The sequence below is a fragment of the Nocardiopsis sp. NPDC007018 genome, assembly GCF_040635075.1.
Classification (GTDB): Bacteria; Actinomycetota; Actinomycetes; order Streptosporangiales; family Streptosporangiaceae; genus Nocardiopsis.
In genome coordinates this window covers 138,125-153,768 of record NZ_JBEYHA010000006.1, presented here as the reverse complement: position 1 = coordinate 153,768, position 15,644 = coordinate 138,125, and the positions used below count along the sequence as shown (strand labels likewise).

General features: G+C 72.7%; 12 protein-coding genes. 9 read left to right on the top strand and 3 right to left on the bottom strand.

The window, feature by feature from the left end; all coding sequences use genetic code 11:
* Positions 1 to 16 precede the first annotated feature (16 nt).
* The 6 genes from aceB to ABZ635_RS05025 all read left to right on the top strand — a co-directional run bounded on the left by aceB (position 17) and on the right by ABZ635_RS05025 (position 9,068).
* Positions 17 to 1,621, top strand: coding sequence for a malate synthase A (gene aceB / locus ABZ635_RS05050; protein WP_357759095.1), 1,605 nt, complete (start codon positions 17 to 19; stop codon positions 1,619 to 1,621).
* A gap of 191 nt (positions 1,622 to 1,812) precedes the next feature.
* Positions 1,813 to 3,297 carry an FAD-linked oxidase C-terminal domain-containing protein gene (locus ABZ635_RS05045; protein WP_357759092.1) on the top strand — a complete coding sequence of 495 codons (1,485 nt, stop codon included), beginning with the start codon at positions 1,813 to 1,815 and terminating at the stop codon, positions 3,295 to 3,297.
* 61 nt (positions 3,298 to 3,358) lie between these two features.
* Entirely contained in the window at positions 3,359 to 4,591 is a 1,233-nt protein-coding gene (locus tag ABZ635_RS05040; RefSeq protein WP_357759089.1) for an FAD-binding oxidoreductase, read from the top strand.
* Between the two features lie 78 nt (positions 4,592 to 4,669).
* Entirely contained in the window at positions 4,670 to 6,016 is a 1,347-nt protein-coding gene (locus ABZ635_RS05035; RefSeq protein ID WP_357759086.1) for a (Fe-S)-binding protein, read from the top strand.
* 301 nt (positions 6,017 to 6,317) lie between these two features.
* Positions 6,318 to 8,393 (top strand): hypothetical protein, encoded by a 2,076-nt coding sequence (locus ABZ635_RS05030; RefSeq protein WP_357759083.1) that lies wholly within the window; start codon positions 6,318 to 6,320, stop codon positions 8,391 to 8,393.
* A gap of 30 nt (positions 8,394 to 8,423) precedes the next feature.
* Positions 8,424 to 9,068, top strand: a complete 645-nt coding sequence (locus ABZ635_RS05025; RefSeq protein ID WP_357759080.1) for an ATP-binding cassette domain-containing protein — start codon at positions 8,424 to 8,426, stop codon at positions 9,066 to 9,068.
* A gap of 17 nt (positions 9,069 to 9,085) precedes the next feature.
* On the opposite strand, the gene dapF is transcribed toward ABZ635_RS05025, so the two are convergent.
* Positions 9,086 to 9,910: a diaminopimelate epimerase gene (dapF, locus tag ABZ635_RS05020; protein WP_357759078.1), complete on the bottom strand. Its 825-nt coding sequence runs from the start codon at positions 9,908 to 9,910 to the stop codon at positions 9,086 to 9,088.
* 138 nt (positions 9,911 to 10,048) lie between these two features.
* Between dapF and miaA the strand changes: the two genes are divergently transcribed.
* Positions 10,049 to 11,041 carry a tRNA (adenosine(37)-N6)-dimethylallyltransferase MiaA gene (gene miaA / locus ABZ635_RS05015; RefSeq protein WP_357759076.1) on the top strand — a complete coding sequence of 331 codons (993 nt, stop codon included), beginning with the start codon at positions 10,049 to 10,051 and terminating at the stop codon, positions 11,039 to 11,041.
* Positions 11,042 to 11,053: 12 nt separating this feature from the next.
* Here the strand turns inward: miaA and ABZ635_RS05010 are convergent, their stop codons facing one another.
* Entirely contained in the window at positions 11,054 to 11,734 is a 681-nt protein-coding gene (locus ABZ635_RS05010; protein WP_357759073.1) for a hypothetical protein, read from the bottom strand.
* 243 nt (positions 11,735 to 11,977) lie between these two features.
* Between ABZ635_RS05010 and ABZ635_RS05005 the strand changes: the two genes are divergently transcribed.
* Positions 11,978 to 12,733, top strand: a complete 756-nt coding sequence (locus ABZ635_RS05005; protein ID WP_357759070.1) for a TetR/AcrR family transcriptional regulator — start codon at positions 11,978 to 11,980, stop codon at positions 12,731 to 12,733.
* A 16-nt stretch (positions 12,734 to 12,749) separates the two neighbouring features.
* Positions 12,750 to 14,042: a cytochrome P450 gene (locus tag ABZ635_RS05000; protein WP_357759066.1), complete on the top strand. Its 1,293-nt coding sequence runs from the start codon at positions 12,750 to 12,752 to the stop codon at positions 14,040 to 14,042.
* Between the two features lie 78 nt (positions 14,043 to 14,120).
* Here ABZ635_RS05000 and miaB read toward each other — a convergent pair whose 3' ends face one another.
* Entirely contained in the window at positions 14,121 to 15,587 is a 1,467-nt protein-coding gene (miaB, locus tag ABZ635_RS04995; protein ID WP_357759146.1) for a tRNA (N6-isopentenyl adenosine(37)-C2)-methylthiotransferase MiaB, read from the bottom strand.
* Positions 15,588 to 15,644 lie beyond the last annotated feature (57 nt).

Here is a 15,644-nt window from a genome sequence, read left to right as displayed (position 1 = left end):
TTGCGGAAGGTTTTCCATGGGCGCCACGCACGGGGTCGAGATCACCGGCCCCCTCAACGATCGGTTCGACGAGATCCTCACCGAGGACGCCCTCGCCCTCGTCGCCGAACTGCACCGCACCTTCGAACCGCGCCGCCAGGAGCTGCTGGCCGCGCGCCGGACCCGCGAGGAGCGGATCGCCGCCGGTGAGGACCTCGACTTCCTCCCCGAGACCAGGCACATCCGCGAGGACGACAGCTGGAGGGTCGCCCCGGCCGCGCCCGGCATCACCGACCGCCGCGTCGAGATCACCGGTCCCACCGACCGCAAGATGACGATCAACGCGCTCAACTCGGGCGCGAAGGTGTGGCTGGCCGACTTCGAGGACGCCAACACCCCGCTGTGGGAGAACATGATCCAGGGGCAGCTCAACCTGCGCGACGCCCTGGACCGCGAGATCGACTTCACCTCCCCCCAGGGCAAGACCTACGCCCTCAAGGACGACTCCGAGCTGGCCACGATCGTGGTCCGCCCGCGCGGCTGGCACCTCGACGAGAAGCACGTCCTCGTCGACGGCCAGCGCACCAGCGGCGGCATCGTCGACTTCGCGCTCTACCTCTTCCACAGCGCCAAGCGCCAGATCGCCAAGGGCCGGGGGCCCTACTTCTACCTGCCGAAGATGCAGAGCCACCTGGAGGCGCGCCTCTGGAACGACGTCTTCGTGCTGGCCCAGGAGCGCCTGGAGATCCCGCGCGGCACCATCCGCGCCACCTGCCTGATCGAGACCATCCCGGCCGCGTTCGAGATGGAGGAGATCCTGTACGAGCTCCGCGAGCACTCCGCGGGCCTCAACGCGGGCCGCTGGGACTACCTCTTCAGCATCATCAAGACCCACCGCACCCGCGGCCGCGCGTTCCTGCTGCCCGAGCGCAACGCCGTCACGATGACCGCCCCGATGATGCGCGCCTACACCGAGCTGCTGGTCAAGACCTGCCACAAGCGCGGCGCCCACGCCATCGGCGGCATGGCCGCCTTCATCCCGTCCCGCAGGGACGAGGAGGTCAACCGGAACGCCTTCGCCAAGGTCCGTGACGACAAGTCCCGTGAGTCCGGCGACGGTTTCGACGGCTCCTGGGTCGCCCACCCCGACCTGGTCCCGATCGCCCGCGAGGTCTTCGACGGCGTCCTGGGCGACCGCCCCAACCAGATCGACAAGCAGCGCCCCGACGTCGAGGTGACCGCCGCCGACCTGCTCGCCGTGGACCAGACCCCGGGCGGCGTCACGCTCGCCGGTCTGCGCAGCAACGTCAACGTCGCCCTCCAGTACCTGGCGGCGTGGATGGGCGGCAACGGCGCGGTGGCGATCCACAACCTCATGGAGGACGCCGCAACCGCCGAGATCTCCCGGTCGCAGATCTGGCAGTGGCTGCACAACGACGTCACCCTGGACGGCGGCGAGAAGGTCACCGCCGAGCTGGTGCGCCAGATCATCGGCGAGGAGCTGACCGCGATCCGCGAGTCCCTGGGCGACGGCTTCGACGAGGGCCTGTACAAGCAGGCCAGTGAGCTCTTCACCGAGGTGGCCCTGGACGACGACTACGTCGACTTCCTGACCCTGCCCGCCTACGAGCGCATGCCGTAGCGGCCCGGGGCCCGTCCGGACCGGCCTCCCCGGCGGCCCGGCGGAACCCCACCGGTTTCACACAACGAAATACCGTTTCCACCGTGCCCCCTTGCCTCGGCAGGGGGCGCGGTCGTACGGTCCCCTTGCGAGACCGCAGAAGGAGGACACCGCCCCCCGCCGGGTCCTCCGGACGGAACCGGGAGGCGCCCATGACCACGCCCGTACAGCGCACCACCGAGGTGTTGGCCGCCCTGACGCCCCGGCTGCGCGAGATCTGCGGTGACGACGGGGTCCTCACCGACCCCTCCCAACGCCGCGTCTACGAGAGCGACGGCCTCACCCACCACCGTGCCACCCCCGGTGTGGTGGTCATGCCGACCACCACCGAACAGGTCGCGGCCGTCGTCCGGCTCTGCGCCGAACACGGCGTCCCGTTCGTCCCGCGCGGTGCGGGCACCGGCCTCTCGGCCGGTGCGCTCCCCCACTCCGAGGGCGTCCTGCTGGTCACCTCCCGTATGCGACGCGTGCTGGAGATCGACGTCGACAACGAGTGCGCGGTGGTCGAACCGGGCGTGGCCAACCTCGACGTGACCCGGGCCGCCAGCCCCTTCGGGTACTACTACGCGCCCGATCCCTCCAGCCAGCAGGTGTGCTCCGTGGGCGGCAACGTCGCGGAGAACTCGGGCGGTGCGCACTGCCTCAAGTACGGGTTCACCGTCAACCACGTGCGCGGCCTCCAGATCGTCACCCCCTCCGGCGAGGTCGTCGAGCTCGGCGGAAAGGCCCCCGGGGCGCACGGGTACGACCTCATCGGTGCGTTCGTCGGTTCCGAGGGCACCCTGGGCGTGGCCACACGGGTCACGGTGTCCCTGACCCGGAGCCCCGAGCGGACCGTCACCCTGCTGTCGGCGTTCACCTCACTGGACGCGGGCGGTCGGGCGGTGAGCGCGATCATCGCCGCCGGGGTGCTGCCCTCCGCGATCGAGATGATGGACGCGCTGGCCGTCGAGGCCGCCGAACGCGCCGTGGCCTGCGCCTACCCCGAGGGGGCGGCCGCCGTACTGGTGGTGGAACTGGACGGCCCCGCCGAGGAGGTCGACGCCCAGCTGGAACGCGTCACGGCGCTGTGCGCGGACACCGGGTCCTTCGAGACCCGAGCGGCCAGCGGTGCCGAGGAACGGGCCCTGATCTGGAAGGGCCGCAAGTCGGCCTTCGCCGCGGTGGGCCGGATCAGCCCCGCCTACATCGTCCAGGACGGAGTGGTGCCGCGCACCGCCCTGGGTGAGGTGCTGGGCCGGATCGCCGCCCTGTCGCGGGAGTCCGGCATCCGGGTGGCCAACGTCTTCCACGCCGGGGACGGCAACCTGCACCCGCTCGTGTTGTTCGACGACGCCGAGCCCGGTGAGGCCGAGCGCGCCGAACGGGTGTCGGGGGCGATCCTGGACCTGTGCGTGGAGTACGGCGGGTCGATCACCGGCGAACACGGGGTGGGTGTGGACAAGGCGTGCAAGATGCCCCGGATGTTCGACGACGCCGCCCTGGAGACCTTCGACCTCTTCCGGCGGGCCCTCGACCCGGAGGGGATCGCCAACCCGGAGAAGCTGTTGCCCACACCGCGCCTGTGCGGTGAGCGTCCCGGGGTGCGCACCGGGGTCCACCCCCTGGTGGAGTCCGGCGCGGCCGAGCAGTTCTGAACCGGTCGGGCGCGGGCCGACCGGTGGTACGGGAGCGACGACGAGGGCTGGAGGGCCGAGGGTGACACCGAACCTGGATGTCGAGGGCTGTTCGCTGCGGGAGGCGACGGAGCGGGACGCCGTGTGCGGCGTGCGCCCGGGGCGGGTGGCGGCGCCGTCCGACACCGACGCCCTCGCACGGGTGATGGCGGCGGCGCACCGGAGCGGGCTCACGGTGACCCCGCGCGGCGGCGGCACCGCCCTGGACTGGGGCGGGACGCCGCGCTCGGTGGATCTGCTGGTGGACGTCGCGGCGCTCTCCTGGATCGACCACGACGCCGGTGACCTGGTGGTGGAGGTCGGCGCGGGCACCCCGGTGGCCGACCTGTACGCGGCGCTGAACTCGGCGGGCCAGCGGTTGTCCTTCGACCCGGTCCGGCGGGGCGGCACGGTGGGCGGCGCCGTGGCCACCGGGGTGAGCGGGCCGCGTCGCCTGCTGTGCGGAGCCCTGCGCGACCTCGTGATCGGGATGACGGTGGTGCGCTCGGACGGGGTGGTGGCCCGCAGCGGCGGGCGCGTGGTCAAGAACGTGGCCGGATACGACCTGGCCAAGCTGCACACCGGCGGGTACGGAACCCTCGGCGTGGTCGCTTCGGTGGCCTTCCGCCTGCACCCCCTGCCCGAGGCGTTGGGCCTGGTGAGCGCGCGGGTATCCTCCCGATCGCGGGCCGAGGAGGCCCTGGCCTCGTTGCGGGCTACCTCCGTGGTGCCCTCGGCCGTGGAACTGGACTGGCCCGCCGAGGGCCCCGGACGGCTGGACGTGGTGGTGGAGGGGACCCCCGCCGGGTTGCAGGCACGCGCGGGGAGGACGGTGCGGGCCCTGGCGGAGTCCGGCGCCGACGGCCCGCCCACCGTCTCAGAGGAAGTGCCCGAGGACTGGGGGCTGTTGCCCGAGGAGGGCACCCTGGCCCTGGTCACAGTGCCCCCGGCGGAGAGCGTGGCGGCCGCGTGCCGGGTGGTGGAGGTGTCCGGAGCGGTGGGCGCGAGCGCCCACGTGCGCGGCTCGGCGGCCACCGGTTCCCTGGTGGTGTCCTTCCCGCCCGGTACCGACCCCGAACGGGTCCGGCTCGCGGTGGACGGCCTGCGCTCGGAAACCGCGTATCCGCTGGTGCTCCTGCGCTCCGAACCGGACGTGCGGGCCAGCGGTGTCAGTCCGTGGGGCGAGGTCCCCGGGCTGGGCCTGATGCGCGCGGTCAAGGACGCGCTCGACCCCGGACACCGCCTGTCACCCGGCCGCTTCGCCGGGGGCATCTGACCTCGGTCCGCCCTCGGTGCCCATCGCCTGGGCGCCGACCGGACCGCCGCCCCGTACGCACCGACCCAGGGAGCCCGCGTGACCGACCTACCGTCCCCGCCCAGTGGTGGCCCCGAGGAGAGGGAGCGGCTCTTCGGTGAGCTGCTGAGCGACTGCGTGCACTGCGGGTTCTGCCTGCCCACCTGCCCCACGAACGTGCTGTGGGGCCAGGAGATGGACTCCCCGCGCGGGCGCATCCACCTCATGGGCCAGGCGCACGAGGAGGACGTGCTCACCCCGACGGCGGTCGGCCACTTCGACAACTGCCTGGGGTGCCTGGCGTGTGTGACCTCGTGCCCGTCCGGGGTGGCCTACGACGCCCTGATCGAGCACACCCGGTACCGGGTCGAGGAGGAGCACCGGCGCACACCGGGCGAGCGCGCGCTGCGCGGCGCGGTGTTCTCGCTGTTCCCGTACCGGAGGCGACTGCGGGCCCTGCGCGGTCCGCTGCGCGCCTACCAGGCCAGTGGTGTCTCGGCCCTGGTCCGCCGATCCGGAGTCCTGGACCGGCTCTCACCGGCGCTGGCCACGATGGAGCGGATCGCCCCGCCGCTCTCGGCCGCCCCGCCGCCGCTGCCCGAACTCGTTCCCGCGGTGGGCGGGCGGCGCGCCCGGGTGGGCATGCTCGTGGGGTGCGTGCAGGGCGCGTTCTTCCCCGAGGTCAACACCGCCACCGCCCGCGTTCTGGCCCTGGAGGGGTGTGAGGTGGTGATCCCGCGTTCCCAGGGGTGCTGCGGGGCGCTGTCGGGGCACGCGGGGCGGCTCGCCGAGGCGGCGGGCTTCGCCAAGGACCTGGTCGAGGTGTTCGAGGCCCGGCAGGTGGAACGGGTCGTGGTGAACTCGGCCGGGTGCGGGTCGGGCATGAAGCACGTCGAGCGCACGCTCGCGGAGGCGGGCGCCGGTCCGGCCTGGGTGGAGCGGGCCCGCGCGTTCTCCGCGCAGGTGGTGGACCTGAGTGAGTACCTGGTGGAACTCGGGCCGCGCGCCGAACGCCGACCGGTTCCGCTGCGCGTGGCCTACCACGACGCCTGCCACCTGTCCCACGGCCAGGGCGTGACCCGACAGCCTCGCGAGCTGCTGCGGGGCATCCCGGGGTTGGAGGTGGTCGACCTGCCCAACGCGGAGATCTGCTGCGGCTCGGCGGGCGTGTACAACCTGTTCCGTCCGGAGGCCGCGGCCGCGTTGGGCGACCGCAAGGGCGCGGACGTGGCCGCCACGGGGGCCGGGGTGCTGGTGTCGGGCAACCCGGGGTGCGCGCTCCAGATCGCGTCGGCGATGGAGCGCGCGGGGGCGCCGACAAGGGTGGCCCACACCGCGCAGATCCTGGACGCCTCCCTGCGCGGTCTGGGAGCGGAGCCGTTCACCGGAGTTCGCGAAAGGGCGTGAACCGGGGGCGGAGCGGGCGGCGATAGGGGTGTGGAGAGCACCGATCGCCGCCTTTCCCTTGGGAGGGCAACGCTCTGCGCACGGGACCGCGTCGGGACGCATCGGGCGAACCCCCGGAGTGGTCCGAAAACGAGAACGGGATCAGGTATCCACGCGCGTGCGCCACGGCGAGCGCGCTCCCTGACGCGCCTGAACCCACCGCCCGCCCACACGCACACCACGCCTCACCTCCACCCCCCTTCCGACTCACCAGCTGCGGCCCGCCGGTGCCGACACCGGCGGGCCCCCGACAGGAACGTTCGTGCCCAACAGAACCCTCTCCTTCGCCTACACGGCCTGTGCCCTGTTCGCCGTCCTCATCGCCTACCTCCTCGCCATCGGAGTCGAACGCCTCCAGTACACGCTGGAGGACACGCGCGTCGTGTGGATCTCCGAGAACGACGAGAGCAGCGACGCCGCCGAGGTCGCGGCCGCCGTGCAGCGGGTCGCCGAGGACCACGACACCGTGATCGGCTACGGGGTCCTCGACGTGAACGACCCGTACTCGGTGAGCCACCTCTACCTGGCGCTGCCGGACTCCCCCACCCCCCAGGCGCGGTGGTTAGAGGAGGGCTATCCCGGCTTCGACCCGGGATTCACCGTCCGGACCCACCCCCTGGCCGACTTCGAGGACGTGGGACCCAACGGCCACTACCTGGTCTTCGGTTCGTCGGAGACCGAGACGGCCCTGCGCGCCGAGCTCGCCGAACTCGGCCTGTACGAGGCCCCCGGGGTACAGACCACCCGGGCGTGGCACTTCTTCACGGGCGGACACCTGCTCCACCTGTCGGTGGTCGCCCTGCTCGCCGCCGTCACGGCGGCCGGAGCCGGGGTCCTGCTGGCCTCGAGGGACTACGGCGTGTGGCGCCTCCAGGGGCGTTCCTACCTCCGCGTCCTGGCGGCCGACCTGCTCAAGGTCGCCCGGCTGGCGGCGGTGGTGCTCCCCCTGGTCACCGCGGGCACGCTGGTGTTCCTCGGCCCGTACAACGGGTGGAACCAGCTCGGCCTGTTCTCTCTCATGGCCCTGGTCTTCCTCGGTCTGCTCACGGCCGCCTGTCTCCTGGCCCACGCCGCCGCGCTGGGCCTGGTGTACTCGACCAGCGTCCTGGCCTCCCTCAAAGGTCGTCTGCCGGTCCGCAGCACCTACGCCTGCGTCTACCTCGTCAGGCTCCCCGTCCTGGTGCTGACCCTGGTCGTCCTCGGCAACATCGTCACCGCCGCCCAGGGCCTACGGGACCAGCGGGTCCAGCTGGACCTGGCCGAGGCGCAGGGCGACACCTCGTTCCCCTCCCTGAGCGCCAACTACGGGTGGGCCGACGAGCAGGCCGTGGACGACGAGCTCGGCCCCTGGCTGCGCGAAGCCGACTCCCGGGGCGACATGGTGCTGGTCGTTCCCAGTGACACCGCCCTGCTCTCACCGCCGTCCCCGGACCTCCCGCCGACCCCCGGCTCCGAGCGGCCGCTCCTGTTCGTCAACGACACCTACCTGGGCGAGCAGGAGGTCCTCGCCCCCTCAGGGGAGCGGTACGGCCCGGGCGGGTCCGTGCGCGTCCTGGTCCCCGAAGGCGCCGCGGCGGACGTCGGGGCCGTCACCGCGGACGCCATCGGCTCCTGGCTGGACCTGCACGGCGGGCCCGACCGGGCACCCCGGACCGAGGTGCTTCCGCTGGCCGACGGGCAGACCCTGTACACCTACGCCGCCAAGGGCCTCGACTCCCCGCGGCCCCACCTGCCGCTGGTCCACGACGCCGTCGTGGTCGTCCTCCCCAACGCGGGGGTGCTCTCCGACAGCGCGTACGTCTCCTACATGACGACGCGTTCGACCGTCTTCCCCGACCCGGACGTGGTGGAGGACCACCGGGAACGCGACCCCACCGCGTCGCGGTACATCGCCATGGTGGAGCCCCTCTCCACCAGTGCGCGCCACACCCACAGCCAGACCCTGACGGTTCTGCGCGGCGAGCTGTTCAACCTGGTCGGCGCGGCCGCGGTCCTCCTGCTCACCGGCATGGCCGCGTGCGTCATCCACGTGCGCTCCCGCGCCCAGGAGATCTTCGCCCGGCACATCTGCGGCTGGACCTTCCCGGCCACGCATCGGCGGCTCCTGCTCACCGAGGGGGCGATCACCCTGGTGTTCCTCGGTGGGGTCCTGTGGGACACGCTCTCCAGGATCGCCGCCGCCGCGAATCCGGCCACAACGGGACTTCCGACGGCCGCGCCCACCGGGGCCGAGCCGCTCTACGCGCTCGGGATCGCCGCGGTCTGCCTGCTGGTCACCGTCACCGCGCTCGCCCTCTTCCACCGTCGTGTCGTCCGCGAGGGCGCCTCCCAGGCCTGAGGGCCTCGAACCGAAGACGTAAGGAAACCCATGATCACCCTGAACGACCTCGGCAAGTCCTTCGGCTCCCGCGTCCTGTGGGAGGGCCTGGACCTCACGGTGGAGCCGGGCCGCATGCTCGCACTGGTCGGTGCCAGCGGCTCGGGGAAGACCACCCTGCTCAACTGCATGGGCCTGTTGGACAAGCCCAGCTCCGGACGGATCGTGTTCGAGGGCACGGACGTCACCCGGCTCGGCCCGGGGCGCCAGCGCAGGTTCCGCCGCGACCACCTCGGCTACCTCTTCCAGAACTACGCCCTGATCGAGAACGCCACCGTCAGGGCCAACCTCGACGTGGCCCGGCGGCGCCGCACCCGCACCCGCACCGGGCCCGCGAGCGCGCTGTCCCGGGTGGGTCTGGCCGGGCGGGAGGCGGAGAAGGTACACCACCTGTCCGGCGGAGAGCAGCAGCGCGTGGCCCTGGCACGCCTCATGGTGAAGAGGCCCTCACTGGTCCTGGCCGACGAGCCGACCGGCGCCCTGGACGGGGACAACGCCGCGATGGTCGTGGACGTCCTGCGCGAGATGAGCCGGGAGGGCTGCGCAGTGGTCGTCGCCACGCACAACGACACCGTCCGTGACGCCTGCGACGCCGCCTTCGACGTCTCGGCCGGGCGGGAGGCGACCGTGCGGTGAACGCCCGGGCGGTCCCGTCAGACCAGCACGGTCTCGCCCTCGGCGACGATCACGGCGGGGCCGCGCAGCCGGGCGCCCGAGGCGTCCAGGTAGACCACGCACTCACCGCCGGGGACGCGCACCCGCCACGTGGCGCCCTCGCCCTCGGGGGTGGCGGCAGCGGCGGCGGCGACGATGCCGGTGCCGCACGATCGGGTCTCTCCGGAGCCTCGTTCGTACACACGCATCTCCAGCACGCCGGGACCGACCTCGGAGAACACCTCGACGTTGGCTCCCTGGGGGAAGGCCTCGGCGTCCACCACGGGGGGCTCGGTCAGGTCGATCCCGGCCACGGGGGCGTCGACCGCGCAGGCCAGGTGCGGGTTGCCCACGGAAATCCGGGCACCGCGCACGACCTGTCGGGCGAGCTCGGCCGAGGAGGTGCCGAGCCGTTCGACCCGGCCCATGTCCACGGTGACGTCCCCACCGGGCTCGATGACGACCCCCTTGGCGCCGTCACGGGTCCCGACCTCGAAACGGTCGCCGGTGACCAGCCCGGCGTGCCTCAGGTAGTGGGCGAAGACCCGCACCCCGTTGCCGCACATCTCGGCCACGCTGCCGTCCGAGTTGCGGTAGTCCATGAACCACTCGGTCCGTTCGGCGGTACGGGCGGACGGGGCCAGTTGCTCGCCCAGTGCGCGCGTGCGCACCACCCGCAGGACACCGTCGGCCCCGATACCGGAGCGCCGGTCGCACAGCGACCGGACCGTCTCCTCCGTGAGCTGGAGCTCCCCGTCGGGGTCGGGGAGGATCACGAAGTCGTTCTCGGTTCCGTGGGCCTTGGCGAATCGCATGCCCGCCATCCTAGACGCGGGCGAGCGGGTCACCGAACGGACCGGACCGCGCCGGGGCCAGGGGCGTCCCGGGCCTGCCGCCCAACTCCCACCGATCTCTCACCCGCCCTGGCACCGGCGCGGCCCGGACGTGGTTACGCTGGGGGAATGATCAAGGTGATCGCGGTCGTGGGCCCGACCGCTGTGGGCAAGTCGGACCTGGCCGTCGATCTGGCGGAGTGGTTGGAGGAACGGACCGGGCGCCGGGGCGAGGTGATCAACGCCGACTCCATGCAGCTGTACCGGGGCATGGACATCGGCACCGCCAAGCTCGCCCCGGAGGAGCGCCGGGGCGTGCCCCACCACCTCCTGGACATCTGGGACGTGCACGAGCCCGCCGACGTCGCCACCTACCAGGCCCTCGCCCGCGAGCGGGTGGACGACTGCGCCGACCGCGACGTCATCCCCGTACTGGTGGGCGGTTCCGGTCTGTACGTGCGCGCCGTCCTGGACCACATGGAGTTCCCCGGCACCAACCCCCGGGTGCGCGCCCGTCTGGAGGGCGAGCTGGCCGACGTCGGGCCCGGGCTGATGCACGCCCGGCTCGCCGAGGCCGACCCCGAGGCGGCCCGCACCATCCTTCCGGGCAACGGACGGCGGATCGTCCGCGCCCTGGAGGTCATCGAACTGACGGGGCGACCGTTCACCGCGAACCTGCCCGACCACACCTCCTTCTACCCGTGCGTGCAGCTGGGGCTGACCGCCCCGCGCCCCGAACTCGACGAGCGGATCGACCTGCGGGTGGAGCGCATGTGGGAGCAGGGCCTGGTGGAGGAGGTCCGGGGCCTGGACGCGCGCGGGCTGCGCGAGGGCCGCACCGCCGCCAAGGCGCTCGGCTACGCGCAGGCGCTGGCCCAGTTGGACGGCGCGATCACCGAGTCGGAGGCCAAGGCCCAGACCGCGCAGGCCACACGCAGGTTCGCCCGGCGCCAGGAGTCGTGGTTCCGCCGCGACCCCCGGGTGCACTGGCTCCCCTATGACGCGCCAACCCTGCTGGAACGGGCGTTGACGCAGGTGGAGTCCGCGCTGTCGGGGCGCACCGAGGAGCCGGGTGAGGCGCTGGTGGACGTCGCCACGATGCTGCCGCACTCCCTGTCCTGAGCCGCGGGCGGTTCAGGTCCAGGCTGCCACGAAGTACCCGACGCCGTAGGGGGCCTCGTAGGCGAGCAGCTCGCCGGTGAGGGAGGCCCCCGCGGCGGCCCCGGCCAGGACCTGCCAGGCGGCGCGGCCCGCCACCATGAGGTCACCGGCCAACACGGGGTCGAGTGCGGCCAGCCGGGCCTGGTCGGCCGCGGCCAGCGCCTCGGCGACCGCGTCGTCGTGGGGGACGGCGCGGTCGTCCACGCGTCCGGGTGAGTGCTCGGTTCGGCGGGCGCTGCCGTCGCCCGTGACCAGGAGCGCGACCCGCTCCGCCGACCCGGCGATCTCGGCGCCGAGCACGGCGGCGCGCTCGGGAGCGGTGTCGGCGGGGACCTCCAGGTAGCCGTCGGGGGTGAGCCCGACCCGTTCGGCCAGCCAGCGCCCGGTCGTGGCCGCCATGTCGAGGACGGCGGGGGCCGGTCCGACCCCCAGGGCGAGGCCGAAGTCAGCGAGGTCGCCCCCGGCGTCCGGACCGAAGCGGCGTTCGGCGGGCCCCCGGCCCACGACCACGAGGCGTTCGGCGCGGGCGTCGCCGAGCCGGGCGACGGCGCGGTCGCAGGCGGCCCTGAGTCCGTCCAGGTCCGGTGCGGCTCCCTGGGCGATCTCGGGGAACAGCACGGGCGGGTGCGGGCACACTGCGGCGGCGATCAACACAAGGGCGAGGCTACCGCCCCCTCTCCCTCCCGGTCGGTTCCCCTCCTCCGCGCCGCGACCCGTTCCGGCCCCCGAAGGGCCTGTCCCCGAGCCCTCCCTGGCCTAGATTTGACTGTGTGACCAGATTCGAAATCCAGTCACACAGTCATTTCGATGCGGTCGGGGAAGGGAGGGCTGGATATGGTCGTCGCGTCGACGCTGGTGGCCGCCCCACCGGCGACCACCGCACCGAAGGAGCCGCACGTGTCCCCGTCCGCCGACAGCAGGGCCCAGGCCCGGCCCGCCTCCGAACGCGAGCTGCGGGCCGACCGCATCCTCGACGCCGCCGAGGAGCTCATGGTGGCCTGGGGCCACCGCAAGACCACCATCGACGACGTCGCGCGACGGGCCGGGATCGGCAAGGGCACCGTCTACCTGCACTTCCCCACAAAGGAACGCCTGTTCCTCACGGTGGTGATGCGCGCCCAGCACACCATCGTCGAACGGCTCCTGGACATCATGCGCGCGGACCCCGAAGCCGCCCGCCCCAGCGAGGTCGCCCGCCACGTCTACCTCCTCCAGTTCGACACCCCCGTCGTCCGGACCCTCTACGGCAACGGCGGCGAGGAGCTCGGCGCCTTCTCCCGCACCTATCCCCACCTGGCCAAGGACCTCTCGGAGGCCCGGCAGAGCGTCCTGGGCGACTACTGGGCCCTGTTGGACGAACACGGTGTCCTGGGTCCGCAGATCCCCGCCGACCAGCGCTTCTACGCCTACTGCTCGACCATCGTCGGGCACCTGCTCACCGAACCCCTGCTCGCCCAGCAGGGCTTCCCCGTCCCCGACCGCGCTGCCCGGGCCGACCTGGCCGCGCGCAGCATCCGTCTGCTCCTGGAACAGGACGTGCCCGAACCCGCGATGCGGGCCGTGCAGACGGGAACCATCGCCCTCTTCGCCGCTCTCGACCAGCTCCTGACCGGCGAGATCGAGGAACAGAAGAGCGTCAAGCGCAGCACGTAGACCCCAGGAGGGGCACATGCACACCGTCACACCCCGCACGGACCAGTACGAACCCGGGCCGGTCAACATGCGCTCGGAGGAGTTCACCTCCCGTCCGCTGGAGGTCGTCGAGCGCATCCGCGCGGCGGGCGGCTCCGCCCCCGTCGTCTTCCTCGACGGCCAGCCCGCCCGGGCCTTCGTCGACGACGCCGACGTGCGCACCATCCTCGGCGACCGCCGGTTCGTGGTCGACCCGGACCACGTGCCCGGGGGCCCCAGTGTCCGGCGCTCCGACGCCATGGCCCACCTGGGCCTGCGCCCCGACCTCATCACGTACCTGACCGAATCCCTGCTGGACAAGGACGGCTCCGACCACGCGCGCCTGCGCAAACTCGTCTCCCGCACCTTCACCGTGCGGCGCGTCAACGCGATGCGGCCGGCAGTGGAGCGGATCACCGCCGACCTGCTGTCGGCCCTGCCCGGACACGCGGACGACGATGGCGTGGTCGACCTGATCGAGCACTTCGCCTACCCGCTGCCCATCACGGTCATCTGCGACCTGGTGGGCGTCCCGGTGGCCGAGCGCGCCCAGTGGCAGGCCTGGAGCCACCAACTCGCCCAGTTCGACCCCGCCCGACCGGAGGTGATGAACCGGCTCCTCGGTGCGATGATCGAGCACGTCGAGGCGATGATCGACGAACGCCGCGACCACCCGCGAGAGGACCTGCTCGACGCGCTCGTGCGCGCCCGGGACGAGGGCGGTGGCCGCCTCTCCCAGAGCGAACTGGTCACGCTGGTGTTCACGCTGGTCATCGCCGGGCACGAGACCACCGCGCACCTGTTGGGCAACGGCACGCGCGCACTCCTGGAACACCCGGACCAGCTCGCCCTGCTCCGCTCCGACCCCGCGCTCCTGCCCGACGCCGTCCACGAGATGCTCCGTGTCGGGGGCACCGCCGTCACGACCAAGGCCCGGTACGCCGCCGAGGAGGTCCGGCTCACCCGGGGAACGGTGGCCGCGGGGGAACGGGCCGTGGCGATCGTGGCGGGAGCCAACCACGACCCGGCCGTACACGCCGATCCGTACCGGTTCGACGTCACCCGGCACCGGGGCAGGCCCGGTGAGGCCCACGTGGCCTTCGGGCACGGCGCGCACTACTGCCTGGGCGCCGCGCTGGCGCGCCAGGAGGGGGAGGTCGCCGTGGGAGCCCTGCTCGCGGCCTACCCGGAACTCTCACTGGTGCCCGGCCGACCGCCCGTGCGCGACACCGTCCCGGCAACACTGCGCCTGAGGGAGCTTCCGGTACGGCTCGGGGCCGCCGGGTCGTGAACCCCGCCGGTTCCGGACGGCACGAGGCCCCCGGCGCGAGCGCGTCGGGGGCCTCGCGGCCCGTGCGGGGTGCGGCGGTCAGGCGTCGCAGCACCCACCCTCGGGGGCGGGCTGCTCCGGGGGGACACCGATCCGGGGCATGCCCAGCAGGACGTCGGGCTTGGTGACCTGGACCGGTCGGCCCTGGCGGGCGTCCCAGGCGTCGCCCGCGCGGGTGCGGCGCAGGCGCCTGATCCCGGAGTCGGCGACCAGGTGGTGCGGGGCGGCGTAGGTGACCTCGACGGTGACCATGTCGCCCGGCCGCGGCTCCTCGGAGTCGCCCACGGCGAAGTGCACCAGGCGGTTGTCGGGGGCGCGGCCGGACAGGCGGCGGTGCTCGCCGTCCTTCTTGCCCTCGCCCTCGGAGACCATCAGTTCGACCTCGCGGCCGACCAGTGCCTGGTTCTCCTCCCAGGAGATCTGGTCCTGGAGCTCCACCAGGCGCTGGTAGCGCTCCTTGACGACCTCCGGCGGGATCTGGCCGTCCATGGTGGCGGCCGGGGTGCCGGGGCGCTTGGAGTACTGGAAGGTGTAGGCCATGGCGAACCGGGACTCGCGGACCACGTGCAGGGTCTGCTCGAAGTCCTCCTCCGTCTCACCGGGGAAGCCCACGATGATGTCCGTGGTGATGGCGGCGCGGGGCATCGCCGCGCGCACCTTCTCCACGATGCCGAGGAAACGCTCCTGGCGGTAGGAGCGCCGCATGTCCTTGAGCACCTTGCTGGACCCGGACTGCAGGGGCATGTGCAGCTGGGGCATCACGTTCGGCGTCTGGGCCATGGCCTCGATGACGTCGTCGGTGAAGTCGCGCGGGTGCGGGGACGTGAAGCGGACCCGCTCCAGGCCCTCGATCTCACCGCAGGCGCGCAGCAGCTTGGAGAAGGCCTGGCGGTCGCCGAACTCGCTGCCGTAGGCGTTCACGTTCTGCCCGAGCAGGGTCACCTCGGTGACGCCCTCGTCGACCAGGGCGCGCACCTCGGCGAGCACGTCGCCCGGGCGCCGGTCCTTCTCCTTGCCGCGCAGCGCGGGCACGATGCAGAAGGTGCAGGTGTTGTTGCAGCCGACCGAGATCGACACCCACGCGGCGTAGGCGGACTCGCGGCGGCTGGGCAGCGTGGAGGGGAAGTGCTCCAGCGCTTCGGCGATCTCGACCTGGGCCTCTCGCCCGACGCGGGCGCGCTCCAGCAGGGTCGGCAGGGAACCGATGTTGTGGGTGCCGAACACGACGTCCACCCAGGGGGCCCGGCGCACGATCTCGCCGCGGTCCTTCTGGGCGAGGCAGCCGCCCACGGCGATCTGCATCCCCGGGTTGGCGTCCTTGACCGGCCGCAGGTGTCCCAGATTGCCGTAGAGGCGGTTGTCCGCGTTCTCACGGACCGCACAGGTGTTGAAGACGACGATGTCTGCGGTGGTGTCCTCAGCTGCGCGAGCGTACCCAGCGTCCTCCAGCAGACCGGAGAGGCGCTCGGAGTCGTGGACGTTCATCTGGCAGCCGTAGGTCCGCACTTGGTAGGTACGACTCTGGCTCACCGGTCCAGGCTATCCGCTTCGGGGCCTCGCCCA